This window comes from Xanthomonas euvesicatoria pv. euvesicatoria (assembly GCF_020880415.1).
Classification (GTDB): Bacteria; Pseudomonadota; Gammaproteobacteria; order Xanthomonadales; family Xanthomonadaceae; genus Xanthomonas; species Xanthomonas euvesicatoria.
The window spans coordinates 39,181-54,475 of the sequence record NZ_JAJIUJ010000103.1 but is presented as its reverse complement, the minus strand read 5'-3'; the positions used below and the strand labels follow the sequence as shown (position 1 = coordinate 54,475).

The 15,295-nt window shown below is 66.5% G+C and carries 16 protein-coding genes; 3 read left to right on the top strand and 13 right to left on the bottom strand.

Translation table 11 applies throughout. The annotated features are described in order from the left end of the window. Positions 1 to 156: 156 nt before the first annotated feature. From LN450_RS16705 to ccmA, 9 genes are all read right to left on the bottom strand, one after another. A complete protein-coding gene (locus LN450_RS16705; RefSeq protein ID WP_011347688.1) occupies positions 157 to 1,170 on the bottom strand; it encodes a tetratricopeptide repeat protein in 1,014 nt (337 codons plus the stop codon). Then, positions 1,170 to 1,601: a cytochrome c-type biogenesis protein gene (locus LN450_RS16700; RefSeq protein WP_011347687.1), complete on the bottom strand. Its 432-nt coding sequence runs from the start codon at positions 1,599 to 1,601 to the stop codon at positions 1,170 to 1,172. Before LN450_RS16700 ends, LN450_RS16705 begins: the two co-directional genes overlap by 1 nt. After that, the gene (locus tag LN450_RS16695; protein ID WP_008573806.1) at positions 1,598 to 2,200 is read right to left on the bottom strand and encodes a DsbE family thiol:disulfide interchange protein; all 603 of its coding nucleotides are present in this window, start codon (positions 2,198 to 2,200) and stop codon (positions 1,598 to 1,600) included. Before LN450_RS16695 ends, LN450_RS16700 begins: the two co-directional genes overlap by 4 nt. Continuing rightward, entirely contained in the window at positions 2,193 to 4,130 is a 1,938-nt protein-coding gene (locus LN450_RS16690; protein ID WP_011347686.1) for a heme lyase CcmF/NrfE family subunit, read from the bottom strand. The genes LN450_RS16695 and LN450_RS16690 overlap by 8 nt, the downstream gene beginning before the upstream one ends. A 171-nt stretch (positions 4,131 to 4,301) precedes the next feature. Further along, positions 4,302 to 4,772, bottom strand: a complete 471-nt coding sequence (ccmE, locus tag LN450_RS16685) for a cytochrome c maturation protein CcmE (RefSeq protein ID WP_011347685.1) — start codon at positions 4,770 to 4,772, stop codon at positions 4,302 to 4,304. Then, positions 4,769 to 4,939 (bottom strand): heme exporter protein CcmD, encoded by a 171-nt coding sequence (locus LN450_RS16680; RefSeq protein ID WP_008573809.1) that lies wholly within the window; start codon positions 4,937 to 4,939, stop codon positions 4,769 to 4,771. Before LN450_RS16680 ends, ccmE begins: the two co-directional genes overlap by 4 nt. Continuing rightward, entirely contained in the window at positions 4,936 to 5,688 is a 753-nt protein-coding gene (gene ccmC, locus LN450_RS16675) for a heme ABC transporter permease CcmC (RefSeq protein ID WP_008573810.1), read from the bottom strand. Before ccmC ends, LN450_RS16680 begins: the two co-directional genes overlap by 4 nt. Before the next feature lie 94 nt (positions 5,689 to 5,782). Continuing rightward, positions 5,783 to 6,478, bottom strand: a complete 696-nt coding sequence (gene ccmB, locus LN450_RS16670; RefSeq protein WP_008573811.1) for a heme exporter protein CcmB — start codon at positions 6,476 to 6,478, stop codon at positions 5,783 to 5,785. Further along, positions 6,475 to 7,119: a heme ABC exporter ATP-binding protein CcmA gene (gene ccmA, locus LN450_RS16665; protein WP_008573812.1), complete on the bottom strand. Its 645-nt coding sequence runs from the start codon at positions 7,117 to 7,119 to the stop codon at positions 6,475 to 6,477. The genes ccmB and ccmA overlap by 4 nt, the downstream gene beginning before the upstream one ends. Before the next feature lie 226 nt (positions 7,120 to 7,345). Here ccmA and LN450_RS16660 point away from each other — a divergent pair, with 226 nt between their 5' ends. Both LN450_RS16660 and LN450_RS16655 read left to right on the top strand, forming a co-directional pair. Next, on the top strand, positions 7,346 to 8,494 hold the full coding sequence (locus tag LN450_RS16660) for a pyridoxal phosphate-dependent aminotransferase (protein WP_039418111.1): 1,149 nt from the start codon (positions 7,346 to 7,348) through the stop codon (positions 8,492 to 8,494). A 148-nt stretch (positions 8,495 to 8,642) separates the two neighbouring features. Further along, positions 8,643 to 9,443, top strand: coding sequence for an amidohydrolase (locus tag LN450_RS16655; protein WP_011347683.1), 801 nt, complete (start codon positions 8,643 to 8,645; stop codon positions 9,441 to 9,443). Between the two features lie 86 nt (positions 9,444 to 9,529). Here LN450_RS16655 and LN450_RS16650 read toward each other — a convergent pair whose 3' ends face one another. Beyond that, positions 9,530 to 10,300: a glutaminyl-peptide cyclotransferase gene (locus LN450_RS16650; RefSeq protein ID WP_011347682.1), complete on the bottom strand. Its 771-nt coding sequence runs from the start codon at positions 10,298 to 10,300 to the stop codon at positions 9,530 to 9,532. A gap of 163 nt (positions 10,301 to 10,463) precedes the next feature. Between LN450_RS16650 and LN450_RS16645 the strand changes: the two genes are divergently transcribed. After that, complete coding sequence (locus LN450_RS16645; protein WP_003487019.1) at positions 10,464 to 10,901, top strand: hypothetical protein; 438 nt, start codon at positions 10,464 to 10,466, stop codon at positions 10,899 to 10,901. Positions 10,902 to 11,241: 340 nt separating this feature from the next. Here the strand turns inward: LN450_RS16645 and LN450_RS16640 are convergent, their stop codons facing one another. The 3 genes from LN450_RS16640 to LN450_RS16630 are packed head-to-tail and all read right to left on the bottom strand — an operon-like array spanning position 11,242 to position 15,116. After that, positions 11,242 to 12,885 (bottom strand): pseudouridine synthase, encoded by a 1,644-nt coding sequence (locus LN450_RS16640; RefSeq protein ID WP_011347681.1) that lies wholly within the window; start codon positions 12,883 to 12,885, stop codon positions 11,242 to 11,244. Then, on the bottom strand, positions 12,878 to 14,074 hold the full coding sequence (gene scpB, locus LN450_RS16635; RefSeq protein ID WP_039418153.1) for an SMC-Scp complex subunit ScpB: 1,197 nt from the start codon (positions 14,072 to 14,074) through the stop codon (positions 12,878 to 12,880). Before scpB ends, LN450_RS16640 begins: the two co-directional genes overlap by 8 nt. A 13-nt stretch (positions 14,075 to 14,087) precedes the next feature. Then, complete coding sequence (locus LN450_RS16630) at positions 14,088 to 15,116, bottom strand: segregation and condensation protein A (protein ID WP_170808548.1); 1,029 nt, start codon at positions 15,114 to 15,116, stop codon at positions 14,088 to 14,090. Between the last annotated feature and the right edge of the window lie 179 nt (positions 15,117 to 15,295).

Genomic DNA, 15,295 nt, shown 5'->3' with positions numbered 1-15,295 from the left:
ACATCCGGCTCAGCAGGCAATCGCAAACGCCGCTCGATCTGTGTCGATGCACGCGTGATGTACCTTCAGTACAGCGGCTTGGCTGCACGAAGATCGAGTGTTTGCTCGCATCAGTTAGGTCGATGACCTCGCCCATCACGCGCAATGCGTCAGCCATCAGCGGCCGATCACCAGTTCCACCGGCGCGGCCGCAGGCAGTGCGACCGTCACCGGAGCGCTCTCCACGTCATCGGCCTGGCGCATGGCGTTGCCGCTGCGCGACAGCCGTGCCAGCAGCTGTACGTTGCCCAGCGACGACAGCGTGCGCGTCGGCATCGGGCTGTCGCCATCGTCCAGCGTGATGGTCAATGGAAGCTCGCGCAGCGCGTGTTTTTCCACCGCCACCGGCATCGGCGTGTCGGCCGCGCGCGCGATCACGAACACGCTGGTATCGCCGGGCAGTCCGGCGCGCTTGGCGAATTCGGCATCCAGCGTCACGCGCACCTGAAGGCGTTTGCCACTCGCTGCAGCGGCGGTAGGCGCAGCCGGTGCCTGGATCGGCTCGAGCCTGGCGTCCTGTCGGGCGGCATTGATCTGCTCGAGCAGGCCCGGGCGGGTGGAGGCATCGACCACGCGCAAAAGTGGCTCCCATGTCGCACTGGCCTTGGCCGGCTCACCGGCTTGGCGCTGCACCACCCCCAGGAACCAGCGCGCGCGTTGGTGGTCCGGTTGCACCGCCAGCGCGTGTTCGAGCAGGCGCATGGCTTCCGGGTCCGGGCGGCCGCTGTCGTCGGCAAGCATGCGCGCCTGCGCCGCGGCGACCAGCACGTCCGCTTCGTCCGGACGGAGTGCGACCGCGCGTGCGAAGGCATCGCGCGCTTCGGCAAATTTCTGCTGGCTGGACAGTGAGCGCCCCAGCAACACCCAGCCCTCGGCCTGTTCGGGGTGACTGGCCAGCGCCGCGCGCAGCTGCACGATGGCTTCATCCAGCGAACGTGGCGTGGCCGGGCGATTGGTCGGCTGCGTAATGGCGCCAGGCGTTCCGACCAGCCAGTACAACGCCGTGCTCGCGGCCAGCAGCAACACTGCCACGCTTGCGGCCAGGCCGCGCGCTTCGCGCCACAGCGGGCGCAACACCACGCCGAAGGCCAGTAGCGCAATCACGATCCCCGCGACGATAAAGCCGGCCATCACCACTCCTGCTCATCGGCAGGCACGACAGGCGCGGCCACGCTGCGTTTGCGTACCACCCGCACCACGGCGCCCGCGCCCAGCAGCAACACCAGCAGCGGACCGAACCATAGCAGCCAGGTGCGCGACTCCACCCGCGGGCGATACAGCACGAACTCGCCATAGCGCGCGACCAGGAACTGGCGGATCTGCGCATCGCTGCGGCCCTCGTGCATCAGCGCCAGCACCTCGCGGCGCAGGTCCTGCGCAATCTGCGCGTTGGAATCGGCCAGCGACTGGTTCTGGCACTGCACGCAGCGCAACTCGGCGGTGAGTGCGTGAAAACGCGCCTCCTCTTCGGCCGAGGCATAGCGCAGCGGCGCCGGGTCGCCGACCGGCTGGGCGAATGCCAGCCAGGGAAGTAACACTAGCGTCAGTAGCCAGCGGATCATTGTTTGGCGTGCAGGTCCGGTGCGGCGGTGGGCGAACGTTCGATCTTGCTCAGCGCCGGAATCAACTGGGTGTCGATGATGGATTGGGTCAGCATGCCGCTGTACTTCCAGCGCACCACGCCACGCCCGTCGACCAAGAAGGTTTCCGGCGCGGCAGCAATGCCGAAATCGATGGCGGTGCGGCCATCCTGATCGGCGACCACCAGCAGATACGGGTTGCCGAGTTGTTCGAGCCAGCGCAGCGCATCGTTGCGCTCGTCCTTCCAGTTGTAGCCGATCACGCGTACGCGCTTGGTCAGTGCGAAGCGGCTCAATACCGGGTGTTCTTCGCGGCAGGCCGGGCACCAGCTGCCCCACACGTTGATGATGTACGGCGCGCCGCGCAATTCGCGCGCATGCACCACGATGGCCGGGTCGTGCAGCAGCGGCAGCGCGAATTCCGGCGCCGGTTTGCCGATCAACGCAGAGGGCAGGGCATCGCGATCGTCCTGACCGGAGCGCACCACCGCGTAGACCAGCAGCGCTGCCAGGGCGAGCAGCAGCACGATGGCGCCCACGAGAACCGCAGTGGGCAGGCGGGGCGAACGTGACTCAACCATCTTGGATCTCCGGAGAACGACGAAAACGCCGGTCGGCCGCGGTCACCAGGCCGCCAAGCGCCATCAGCAGCGCTCCCAGCCAGATCCAGCGGACGAACGGTTTGAGGTGGACACGCACCGCCCAGGCCTGGTTGCCCAGCGGTTCGCCAAGGGCGACATACAGGTCGCCAAACGGGCCAGGACGAATCGCCGCCTCGGTCAATGTCTGGCCACCGCTGGCGTAGCGGCGCTTTTCGGCCTGCAGCGCGCCCACCGGCGCATCGTCCTTGAGCACCTGCAGGTTGGCACGGTCGGCCACGTAATTGGGCCCGCGCAGTTCTTCCAGCCCGTCGAAATGCAGGGCATAGCGGCCGATCTGCACCTGTTGCCCGGGCGCCAGCGCCACTTCGCGCTGCAGGCTCAATCCCTCCACCAGCAGGGCACCGGACAGGAACACCGCAACGCCCAGGTGCGCCAGCACCATGCCCAGCATCTCGGCGGTGAATCTGCGCCCCTTGGCTGCCCGCCGCGTCCACAGGAACCGCGCGGTGCCCAGCAGCACCCAGGCTGCACCGGCGACACCGAAGGCGGCTTTCAACTGTCCCTGCGGCGCGACCAACCAGGCCAGCACGCCGGCCGCCAGCGCCAGGCCTGCCCACGGCGCCAGCATCGCCAGCGGCCGCGAGGCCTGTTCGCGCTGCCAGCGGGTGAGCGGGCCGAACGGCAGCAGCGCCACCAGCGGCGCCATCAGCACCACGAACAAGGTGCCGAAGTAGGGCGGGCCGACCGACAACTTGCCCAGTCCCAACGCATCGGCGAGCAGCGGGTACAAGGTGCCCAGCAACACCATGGCGCAGGCGCAGGTGAGCAGCAGGTTGTTCAACAGCAGCAAGGTTTCGCGCGAGCTGCCGGCGAATGCGCGACGCGGATCGTCCGCCACCGACAGAAGCGGCGCGCGCAGGGCATACAGCAGCAACGAACCACCGACCACGGCCAGCAGGAATACCAGAATGAACAGCCCGCGCGACGGGTCGGCGGCGAACGAATGCACGCTGGTCAACACGCCCGAGCGCACCAGGAAGGTGCCCAGCAGCGACAGCGCGAAGGCGGCGATTGCCAGCAACAAGGTCCAGCTGGCGAAGCTGCCGCGCTTTTCGGTCACCGCCTGCGAATGCAGCAGTGCGGTGCCCACCAGCCACGGCATGAAACTGGCGTTCTCCACCGGGTCCCAGAACCACCAGCCCCCCCAGCCCAGCTCGTAATACGCCCACCAGCTACCGAGCGCGATGCCCACGGTGAGCATCGACCAGGCGACATTGGTCCACGGCCGCGTCCAGCGCAGCCAGCGCGCATCCATACGGCCTTCCAGCAGCGCGGCGATGGCGAACGCGAACGGCACCGCAAAGCCGACGTAGCCGCAATACAGCATCGGCGGATGGACGATCAGCCCCGGATCCTGCAGCAGCGGATTGAGGTCGCCACCTTCCGGCGGCACCGGAAACAACCGCGCAAACGGGTTGGAGGTGAACAGCAGGAACGCCAGAAACCCAATACTCACCAGCGCCATGACGCCGAGCACGCGCGCGATCACATGCGCCGGCAGCTGCCGCGACCAGATCGCCACCGCGCCGGTCCACAACGCCAGCACCAGCGTCCACAGCAGTAGCGAGCCTTCGTGCGCGCCCCACACCGCCGAATAGCGGTACATCACCGGCAGCAGGCTGTTGGAATTCTCGGCGACGTAGCGCACCGAAAAATCCTGCACCAAGAAGGCATGCGTCAACACGGCAAAGGCCGATGCGATCAGTGCCAGCTGCACCAGCGCTGCCGGCCGCGCCACGGCCATCCAGCTGCTGCGTCCGCGTTGTGCGCCTGCCAGCGGCACCACGGCCTGCACCAGCGCCACCAGCAGGGCCAGCACCAGCAGGAACGTCCCGAGTTCAGGAAGCATCGGGTCGGCGCGTTGTCGAGCGTGGGTCCGTGCCACGACGGAAGGTGCATTGCAGAGTTCGCATTACTGCAGCGGTTGCACCTGCTTGCCAACGCACGGCGACATCGTTAGCCACGCACCCGCCGCGCAAGCCACCTGTCTGCAGAAATGCCGATCTCCTGACACACGCCATCAATGCAGCTCTCCAGCTTGGCCCGCAGCTGTCGGCACATCGTGCTTGCGATGCGCGCTGCCCATCTTGTCGGCGACTTCCTTCGGCATATAGGTTTCGTCGTGCTTGGCCAGCACATCTTCGGCGACGAAGATGCCGTTCTGCATGCGGCCGGTGGCCACCACTGCCTGCCCCTCGCGAAACAGGTCCGGCAGGATGCGGTCGTAACTGACGGGCAATTGCGCATCGCCATCGGTGACGCGGAATTGCGCTTCCAATGCACCGGAGGCGCGTTTGAACGAGCCTTTTTCGACCATGCCGCCAAGCCGGAAGCGCGAATGCGCGCCGGCATCGCCACGCAGCACTTCCGAAGGCGTGTACAGGTAGGCCACGTTGCGCTGCAAGGCCATGGCCACCAGCGTGGTTGCCAGCCCGCCGGCCAGCACCAAGGCCAGCACCAGCCACAGGCGGCGGCGACGTTGCGGGTTCACCGGATCAACTCCGCGTCGCTGGGCACCGCGCGCTTGCGCTCGCGCAGACGGCGCGCCTGGGCGGTCTTCAGGGCGCGACGTACCTGCCAACGGCCGGCGATCAGATCCCACAGCAGCACCAGCACGAACACCGCATAGGCGGCGATGACGTAAGGCAGGTAGCTCATGCCGCACTCTCCTGCGCATCGCGCACGATCCAGGCCTTGCCCGCCTCGCGGCGCAGGTTGTCGGCGCGCGCGCGCGTCAACAGCGACCCGACAAACCAGAACTTGGTGCCGATCACCATCAACCACAGCGGCAGCAGCATGCTTGCGTCGATGGTGGACGGACCAAGCAGGCGGATGCTCTGGCCCTGATGCAGCGAATTCCACCACACCACCGAATAGCGGATCACCGGCAGCAGCGCCACCCCGACGATGGCCAGCAACGCCGCCGCGCGCGCCGCCTGACGGCGGTCGTCGATGGCGTGATACAGGCCGATCACGCCCAGATACAGAAACAGCAGGATCAATTCGGTGGTCAGGCGCGGGTCCCAGTCCCACCAGGCGCCCCACATCGGTTTGCCCCAGATGCTGCCGGTCAGCAAGGTGATTACGGTAAACGCAGCGCCGATCGGCGCGCACGCCATCGCCAGGATCTCGCAGATCTTGATGCGCCAGATCAACGCGATGGCCGCATACAGCGCCATCAGCCCGAACACGAACAGGCTCATCCACGCGCTCGGCACATGGATGTAGAGAATACGAAAGCTGTCGCCTTGCTGGTAATCCGCCGGCACCGCAAACAAGGCCTGCCAGATGCCCACGCCCAGCAGCAACGCGGCCAGCGCGTAGCACCAGGGCGCCCAGCGCGCAGTAAAACGGTCGAAGATCGGGGGCGATGCGAGTTGGTGGAACCAGCGGACGACGACGTTCATGCGATGGCAGTAGCCTTTGGAATGGCATTGGCTCTCGAAACAGCAACAACGCGTTGTGCGGGGCGTGCTATCGACAATGCATCGAGTGCAGCGCTCAACTCAACGAAATGCGGATCGCGGCCGCCGCAGCCAGCGGCGCCAGGACCACGCCGATCACCAGTCCGGCGCCCAACAACAACAACGCACCCACCGCATCCTGCCCTTGTCCGCTGGCCGCCACGCTGCCGGCACCAAACACCAGCACCGGCACGTACAGCGGCAACGCCAGCAACGCCACGAGAATACCAGAGCGCTTCATCGTCACCGTCAGTGCCGCAACCACAGCGCCGAGCAGGCTCAGGAGCGGCGTTCCCAGCGCCAACGATGCCAGCAGCACCGGTAATTGGTCATGCGGCAGGTGCAGCAATTCGCCCAGCAGCGGCGTCACGGCAATCAGCGGCAGCGCACTGGTCGCCCAATGCAGCAGCACGCGCACTGCGATCAACCAGGCCAACGGCACCGGTGCCAGCAGCCACTGCTCCATCGAGCCGTCTTCCACATCGCTGCGGAACAAGGCGTCCAGCGACAGCAGGCCAGCCAGCAACACCGACAGCCACAGCACCGCCGGCGCGGCCTGCGCAAGCAGGTCCGGGCGTCCGCCCAGTCCCAACGCGAACAACACCACGATCAGCAATGCGAACAGTGCCGGCTGCAATGCATCGCTGCGGCGTCGCCACAGCAGGTGCAGGTCGCGAGCAAGCAGGGCGCGGGCCGCCTGCCAGAGCGAGGGTTGCGGCGAATGCGTGCTCATGCCGCAGCCTCCAGCGTGAGCATGCGGGTGCGCACCGGTGGCGCTGCATACGCACCGTGCGTGGTGACCAGCGCCGCGCCACCGCCGCGCAGATGCGCGGAGATCATTCGGTTAACCAGGGTGATGCCATCCAGATCCAGATTGGCGTACGGCTCATCCAGCAACCAGAGCGGCGCCGGCGACAGCCATAGCCGTGCCAGCGCCAGCCGCTTGCGCTGGCCAGCCGACAATTGCCGCACCAGCGCATCTTCGTAACCGGCCAGGCCGACGATCGCCAGCGCGCTGCCGGGCATCTGCTTGGCGCGACGGCCATGCAGGCCGCACAGGAAGTGCAGGTTCTCCAGCGTGCTGAGGTCGGCCTTCAGGCCGGGCAGGTGGCCGAGGTAGGCCATGAAGCGGCTGCGGTCGCCGCGCTTGGCGGTCTTGCCATCGATCTGGATCTGCCCGCGCTCCACATGCAGCAGGCCAGCCAGCACGCGCAGCAACGTGGTCTTGCCGGCGCCGTTGTCGCCTTGCACCAGCAACGCTTCGCCGGCATCGACATGGAAATCCAGCGGGCCAAACACCGGCTCCTCGTTGCGGCTGAAGGCCAGGGCGTGCGCCGCCAGCAGCGGCGGTGCGGTGTGCAGCGGTTCGATCATCGGTGCAGCAGGCTCGGGTCGCAGGACGGCATGGGGGAGGGCCGGGCAGGCACGCGCCGGACCGGGCGCGCATTGTAGCGACGATGGTGGCATGCCGGGGACGCCTGCGGCAGCGCCGCAGGCGCCGCGATGTGTCAGGGAACGCTGTTTTGCAGCGTCCGGGCGCAACCGGCTGGCGGCTTTGCGTACACTCGCGGTCCCCCGTTTCTTGATCCGGACAGGCACCATGCCCCTCACGACCAAGCTGCCCAAGGTGGGCACCACCATCTTCACCGTCATGTCGCAGCTGGCGGCCGAGCACGGCGCGGTCAATCTGGGCCAGGGCTTTCCCGATTTCGCGGTGCCGCAGCGGCTGGTCGACGAACTGAGCAAGGCCATGGCGGCCGGCCACAACCAGTATCCACCGATGACCGGCGTGGCCGCGTTGCGCCAGGCCATCGCCGGCAAGGCACAGCGCTGCTATGGCGCGCAGGTCGATGCCGACACCGAGATCACCGTCACCAGCGGTGCCACCGAGGCGATCTTCAACGCCATCCACGCGGTGGTGCGCGCCGGCGAAGAGGTCATCGTGCTGGACCCGGCCTACGACTGCTACGAGCCGGCGATCGATCTGGCCGGCGCACGTGCCGTGCATGTGGCGCTGCACCCGCAGACCTTTGCGGTCGACTGGGCTGCGCTACGCGCCGCGATCACCCCCAAGACGCGCCTGTTGATGATCAACTCGCCGCACAACCCGTCCGGCGCGATGCTGTCGGCCGAGGACATGCAGACGCTGACCGAGCTGTTGCGCGGCACCGACATCTTTTTGCTGTCCGATGAGGTCTACGAACACATCGTGTTCGATGGCCGCCGGCACGAATCGGTGCTGCGCTGGCCGGAACTGCGCGAGCGCGCATTGGTGATTTCCAGCTTCGGCAAGACCTACCATTGCACCGGCTGGAAGATCGGCTACGCCATCGCACCGCCGGCGCTCACGGCCGAATTCCGCAAGGTGCACCAGTACAACACCTTCACCAGTTTCGGTCCGGCCCAGCACGCCTTCGCTGCGATGATCCGCGACGAGCCCGAACACGACGAGCAACTGGGCGCGTTCTACCAAGCCAAGCGCGACCACTTCCGCGAACGGCTGCTGACCACGCGCTTGAAGCCGTTGCCTGTGCCCGGCGGCTACTTCCAGCTGGTGGACTACTCAGCCATCAGCGATCTGCCCGATACCGAATTCGTGAAGTGGCTGACGATCGAGAAGGGCGTGGCCGCGATTCCATTGTCGCCGTTCTACCAGAACGCGCCTGCAGGGCAGCGCCTGGCGCGGCTGTGCTTTGCCAAGAACGATGCGACGCTGGATGCGGCGATCGAGCGCTTGCGTAGGCTCTGACGAGCCGGGAATCGGGATTCGGGATTCGGGAATCGTAAGAGCGGTCGGCCGCTTTTTGATCTGAATTCGCACTGGCTCGATGACATAACGCCCTCATTAAACCGCTGTCCGATTCCCTATTCCCGATTCTCCATTCCCGAGTCTCACCATGCACGACCTGCGCATCTCCCTGATCCAAGGCGACACCCGCTGGCATGACCCGGCCGGTAACCGCGACTATTACGCTGCGCTGCTGGAGCCGCTGGCCGGGCAGACCGATCTGGTGATCCTGCCGGAAACCTTCACCAGCGGGTTCTCCAACGACGCCATCGACAAGGCCGAAGGGATGGACGGGCCGACCGTGGCGTGGGTGCGTGCTCAAGCCGCACGCCTGGGTGCAGCGGTGACCGGCAGCGTGCAGTTGCGCACTGATGCCGGTGTGTTCAACCGGCTGCTCTGGGCCACGCCCGATGGGGCGTTGCAGTACTACGACAAGCGCCACCTGTTTCGCTTCGGCAACGAGCATCTGCGTTATGCGGCCGGGCGCGAGCGGCTGACGGTGGAATGGAAGGGTTGGCGGATCAATCCGCAGGTCTGCTACGACCTGCGGTTTCCGGTGTTCTGCCGCAACCGCTTCGATGTCGAACGCCCGGGGCAGATGGATTTTGATCTGCAAGTGTTCGTCGCCAACTGGCCGTCCGCCCGCGCCTACGCGTGGAAGACGTTGCTGCGCGCACGCGCGATCGAAAACCTGTGCTTCGTGGCGGCGGTCAACCGGATTGGCATCGATGGCAACCAACTGCATTACGCCGGCGACAGCGCGGTGATCGATTTCCTCGGTCAGCCGCAGGTGGAAATCCGCGAACGCGAGCAGGTGGTCACCACCACCATCAGCGCAACTGCGCTGGCCGAGCACCGCGCCCGTTTTCCCGCGATGTTGGATGCAGATCGGTTCGAGATTGGGGATTAGCGATCCGGGATCGGCACAGGCTGCTGCCGGGCAGTTGCAAGCCCGGCCGCTGTCGCCAATCCCGAATCCCGAATCTCTAATCCCGGCTACTGAGCCAGCTTGATCTCGTAGATCTTCGGCCAGCGCTTTCCGGTGACGAACAAGCGATCGTGCGCGGCGTCGTAGGCGATGCCGTTGAGGACATCGTTGGTGGGGTCGGTCAAGGTGTCCGGGTCTGGCACCAGTGCCTTGAGGTCGATCCAGGCGATGACCTTGCCGTTGGCGGGGTCGATGCGTGCGATGCGGGTGGTCAGCCACACGTTGGCCAGCAACTGGCCCTTGACCCATTCCAGCTCGTTGAGGTTGTCCAGCGGCTTGCCGCGGGCGGTGACCTTGATGCTGCCGATCTGTTTCAGGCTCTGCGGATCCAGCCGGCGGATGTTGGCGGTTCCGTCGCTCATATAGAGCTGGCGATCATCGCTAGTCAGCGCCCAGCCCTCGCCGGAATAGGTGAATTGGGTACGCGGTGCCAGCGTGGCCAGGTCGTAGACGAAGCCGCGCTGATTGCGCCAGGTCAGCTGGATCAGGCGATCTTTCCAGGCCACGATGCCTTCGCCATAGAAAGGCGGCGGCGTATTGACCTGCTGCAGGACGTTGCCGCTGTCCAGGTCGACCTTGCGCACGCTGGACTGGCCCAGCTCGCCGGTGCTCTCGTAGAGATGCCCGTCCAGATAGAACAGGCCTTCGGTAAAGGCGGCGGTGTCGTGCGGATAGGTCTTGACGACGGTGTAACCCTGGGTGGGAATCGCCTCGCCGCAGTGGGCGAGGGCGGGCAGCAGCAGTGCGCTGGCGAGCAGGCTGTAGACGGTGCGTGGCATGCGGCAATCATCCCATGTCGCGGCCGCAGGCGGCAGCTCTGTCGCCCTGTCGGACTTAGCTAAGACCCCGCTGAACAAACGCCTGCGCCGCGCTGGAATCTTGTCGCGGCTGCCACATCGGCGCTGCTAGTCTCGCGCCACGTCCACCACTGGCACTGCTCACATGATCAAGTCACTTTCGCTTATCGCGCTGCTTGGCGCCGCCACGCTGGCTCCGCAGGCGCAGGCCGCCGGCAACATCGATTGCCAGCTGTCGTTCAACTTGTCCGGCTGGTCGGTGTTCTACAAGACCGCCAGCGGTACCGGCACCATCAAGTGCGATAACGGTGCGGTCATTCCGGTCAAGATCTCCAGCAAAGGCGGTGGCCTGACGGTCGGTAAATCCAAGATCGTCGGCGGCCGCGGCACCTTCAGCGGTGCCTATAGCCTCAACGACCTGTTCGGCACGTATGCCGCCGCCGAAGCGCACGCGGGCGTCGTGAAGTCCAGCACCGCACAGGTCGTCACCAAGGGCGATATCTCGCTTGCGCTGGCAGGCACAGGCGAGGGCGTGGACCTGGGTGTCAACGTGGGTAACTTCGTGATCGAGCGTCGCAAGTAAGAGCGGTAACAAGCTGAGCGGGCTGTCCCCGGATGGGCGTGCGCTGCGCGCCCAACACCGGAGCGCACGGGTGGCAGGTGTCGATGTCGAGCAACGGTCGCGCCCACCCGAAGGCCGCGCAGTCGTGTTGCCGATCCAGGTCGCAGCATCGGGATCGCGCTCATTCAACCGGTGCGTGCGGTGTCTGCATCGCGATGGCGCTGCAAGGGAATGGCTTTCGTTAAAGGACTGTACGACCGGATACGCGGCAGCTTCTGTGTCTCAGTCGATGTCCTATACCGTCCTCCACATAAAAACGGCCCTTTGCAGGGCCGTTTTTATCGCGCGGATCGGTTGACGCTCAACGACCGCGATTACCGCCGCCGGGAGGACGACGATTGCCGCCGCCCGGCGGACGGCCGCCGGGGCCGCGCGGTGCGCCACCCGGGCCGCGAGCGCCGCCACCGGGACCGCCGGGGCCACGGTTGGCAGACGCGGGGCCGCGATTACCACCCGGACCCGGTCGCCCACCGCTCGGGCGACCAGCAGGGCGTGCGGCACCGTACGGGCTGAAGCCCGGGTTGGCGTGATCGGAGGGGAAGCTCGGTGCGTTGCCCGGGTGGCCATACGGGTGCTTGCGTTGCCCCTGGCCCTGCGACTGACCCTGTCCGCCGCCAGCGCCGCGTCCCGGACCACCCGGGCGGGCGCCGCCTGGACCGCCAGCGCCCGGTCGCGCACCACCCGGTCCTTTCTTGGCATACGGGCGTGCCTGACCGGTGCCCGGGCCGCTCGGGCCGGCATTGCGGTGGCCGCTCGGGCCGGTGCTCACGCCATCGGGCACATACCAGCTGCGGAACGCGGCCGGGTTGCCGTCTGGCAACGCGCCGCGGTCGCCCTTGGCCGGGCCGCGCTGCTTGAACGGGCGCTGCTGCGATTGCTTGGCGGCCGCTTCGCCGCTGACTGTCAGGCCGCCCCTGAAACCGCCGGGCTTGCCGCGACCGCCGCGACCGCGATCTTCGCGCAAGTTGTCGAAACGCCGCAGTTCGCGGCCTTCATCCGCGCCAGAGGTCTGGCCGTTGACGTAGGCATTGCTGCGGCCATCGCGCGAGACGTGCACGGTCGACTTGGCGGCGCGGCGCTGACCGATCACCGGCTGCAGTGTCAGTGCCGACGGCGCGCCTTCTTCCAGTTTCAGTTCGGCTCGCAAGGCGTCGACCTTGTCCTGCGCCACTTCCACCGAGTGCCCGCGCAGCAGCTCGCGCGGCAGCGAAATCTTGCCGTAACGGCTGCGCTTGAGGCGGCTGACCTGGCAACCCTGCGATTCCCACAGGCGGCGCACTTCGCGGTTGCGGCCTTCCTTGACGACCACGCGGAACCAGTCGTGCGAGTCGGTACCGCCGATGCGTTCGATCTCGTCGAATTTGGCGCCACCGTCTTCCAGTAGCACGCCGCGCGACAGGCGCTCGATGATGGCATCGGGGACTTTTTCTTCGCCTTCCGGCGCACGCACGCGCACCACGTATTCGCGCTCGACCTCGTAGGAGGGGTGCATCATCGCGTTGGCCAGCTCACCGTCGGTGGTGAGCAGCAGCAGGCCGGTGGTGTTGATGTCCAGGCGGCCAATGGCGATCCAGCGCGAGCCCTTCAAAACCGGAAGCGACTCGAACACGGTCGGGCGGCCTTCGGGATCTTCGCGCGTGGTCACTTCGCCTTCGGGCTTGTTGTAGATCAGCACGCGCGAGGGCTCGGTCAGCGCGCTGGCCACGAAGCTGCGGCCGTCCAACTCGATCTTGTCGCCGCTGCGCACCGACATGCCGGTCTGCGCAACGGCGCCATTGACCTTGATCAGGCCGTCGGCGATGCGCTGTTCCAGCGCGCGGCGCGAACCCAGGCCGGCCTGGGCCAGCACCTTGTGCAGGCGCTCTTCCAGCTTGGGCGCTTCGGGCGCGCTGTCGCGCTTGAGGGAAAGCTTGTTCAACGACAGCTTGCGGGGGGTGTCACTCATGTGTCTGGCTCCGGCCGCCGCGTTGCGGGTCGGCCTCTGGGTCGGAATCGGCTTCGTCAACAGCCACGGTCGTCGTCGCGACGGCGTTGTCTTCGTCTTCGTTCACTGCATCCGCGCGCGTTCCCGGCGCGGTGTCGGGGTCGCCCTCACGGGCGTCGTCTGGGTCCTGCGTGTTCTTCTCGTGCGCCGAGCCATGCTCGGGGTGTTGCGGTGTCTGGTCGTTTACTGCGTCGACCGCTTCGGTGTCGATCGCCTCATCGAGACCGTGGTGTTGCTGGTCGACTGCGGCATCGTCAGGCGATTGCTGTGCATGCAGGTCGGCGTCGGCGTCACTTTCAATTCCGGTATCGTGCTCGGCGTCGGCCTGGTGATCGCCCGGTGCTTCGGTGTTGCTGGCCGGGTTCGCCGAGGCGTCGGCCTCGTCCGTTTCCAAACTATCTTGCGAAGCGCCGGTGCCGCTGTCGTCAGCCGCAGCGCCAGCGTTGGCTTCCACATCCGCGTCGGTACCGCCAGCATCCGCATCGTCAGCACCCGTATCGCCGCCCTCGGCGTCAGCCTGATCTGCATCGGCCTGATCCTGCGCCGCGTCCATCGCTGCCGCCGCGGGCACGGCGCCATCCAGTTGCCCGTCGCGGTCCAGCGGCAGCTGCGGTTCCAGCTCGGCGATGTCCTTCAACTCAGACAATGGCGGCAGCTCGTCCAATCGCTTGAGCCCGAAATAATCCAGAAAGCCCTTGGTGGTGCCGAACAGGGCCGGCTTGCCGGGCACGTCGCGGTGGCCCACCACGCGGATCCATTCGCGCTCTTCCAGCGCCTGGATGATGTTGCTGCTGACGGCCACGCCGCGCACCTGCTCGATCTCGCCGCGGGTGATCGGCTGGCGGTAGGCGATCAGCGCCAGGGTCTCCAGCGTGGCGCGGGTGTACTTGGTGCGGCGCTCGGTCCACAGCCGGGCGACCCAGCCATGCACATCGGCCTTGACCTGGAAGCGGAAGCCGGAGGCCACTTCGACCAGTTCCACGCCGCGCTCGGCGCAGGCCTCGCGCAGCAGTTCCAGCGCGCGCTCCACGCTGCCGGGCGGTGCCGGCTCTTCTTCCGGAAACAGGCCCTGCAGTTGCGCCAGCGTCAGCGGCTGGCTGCTCGCCAACAGGGCGGCTTCGATAATGCGGGTGATCAGCGCTTGATCCATTCGGTGATCGGCTTCAGATAGGTTCGTTGGCGGCATCGCTATCGTCGAATTCGCTGGAGAATTGCAACGGCGCATTGGTATTGCCCAACGCCAGCGACTTCACGTAGATCGGCGCCAGCGGCGCTTCCTGCACGATGTCCAGCAACTGCTCCTTGGCCAGTTCGAGCAGCGCCAGGAAGGTGACCAGCACGCCGAGCTTGCCTTCTTCGGCAGTGAACAGCGATTCGAAACGGTAGAACTTGCCATCCTCCAGGCGGCTGAGCACATCGCCCATGCGCTGGCGCACACTCAGCGCCTCGCGCTTGATCGCATGGCCGGTGAACAGCTCGGCGCGTTTGAGCACGTCGTACAGCGCCATCAGCATTTCTTTCAGTTCCACCGGCGGCGGCAGCTTGACCGCTGCGCGCTCGGGCAGATGCGCCTGCACCGGCGCGCTGTCGCGGCCCATGCGGGGCAGGGTGTCCAGATCCTCGGCGGCCTGCTTGAAGCGTTCGTATTCCTGCAGGCGGCGTACCAGCTCGGCGCGCGGATCTTCTTCTTCGCCATCCTGGCTGGGAGGGCGCGGCAACAGCATGCGCGATTTGATCTCGGCCAGGATTGCCGCCATCACCAGATATTCGGCTGCCAGTTCGAAGCGCAGCTCCTGCATCACATTGATGTAGTCCACATATTGCCGGGTGATCTCGGCGACGGGGATGTCCAGGATGTCCAGGTTCTGGCGGCGGATCAGATACAGCAGCAGGTCCAGCGGGCCTTCGAAGGCATCCAGGATGACTTCCAGCGCATCCGGCGGGATATACAGATCCTGCGGGATCTGCAGCACCGGTTGCCCATGCACCACCGCCAGCGGCATTTCCTGCTGCTGTGGCGGCGCGCTCGTGGCTGGCGGAGTCGCGACGTGCGCGAGTTTGGAATTCATCAGGTCGACATCGGTCTTGCGGTCGCCGGCGGCGGTCTTAAGCCGCGCCTGCAGGGCTTTGCCTTGAGTTATTGCGATCAATGTCGTGCCTGTGCCGGCACGATCCCACAAATCCACATACAACGTCCGCCGCGTGGCATGCGGCGACGGAACAGCGAGGAGGTCGTCTACGCGGACCGGCGGTGGGCAGCGAATCGGTCGTCGGGAAGAGCGCTGCGCCTGGGCCGACGGGCCGCTGCGTCCGGTTGCGTGTGCAGTGGTGCCAAGGGTAATGCGTGCGCGGGGGCGGTGTCCAGCGCCGA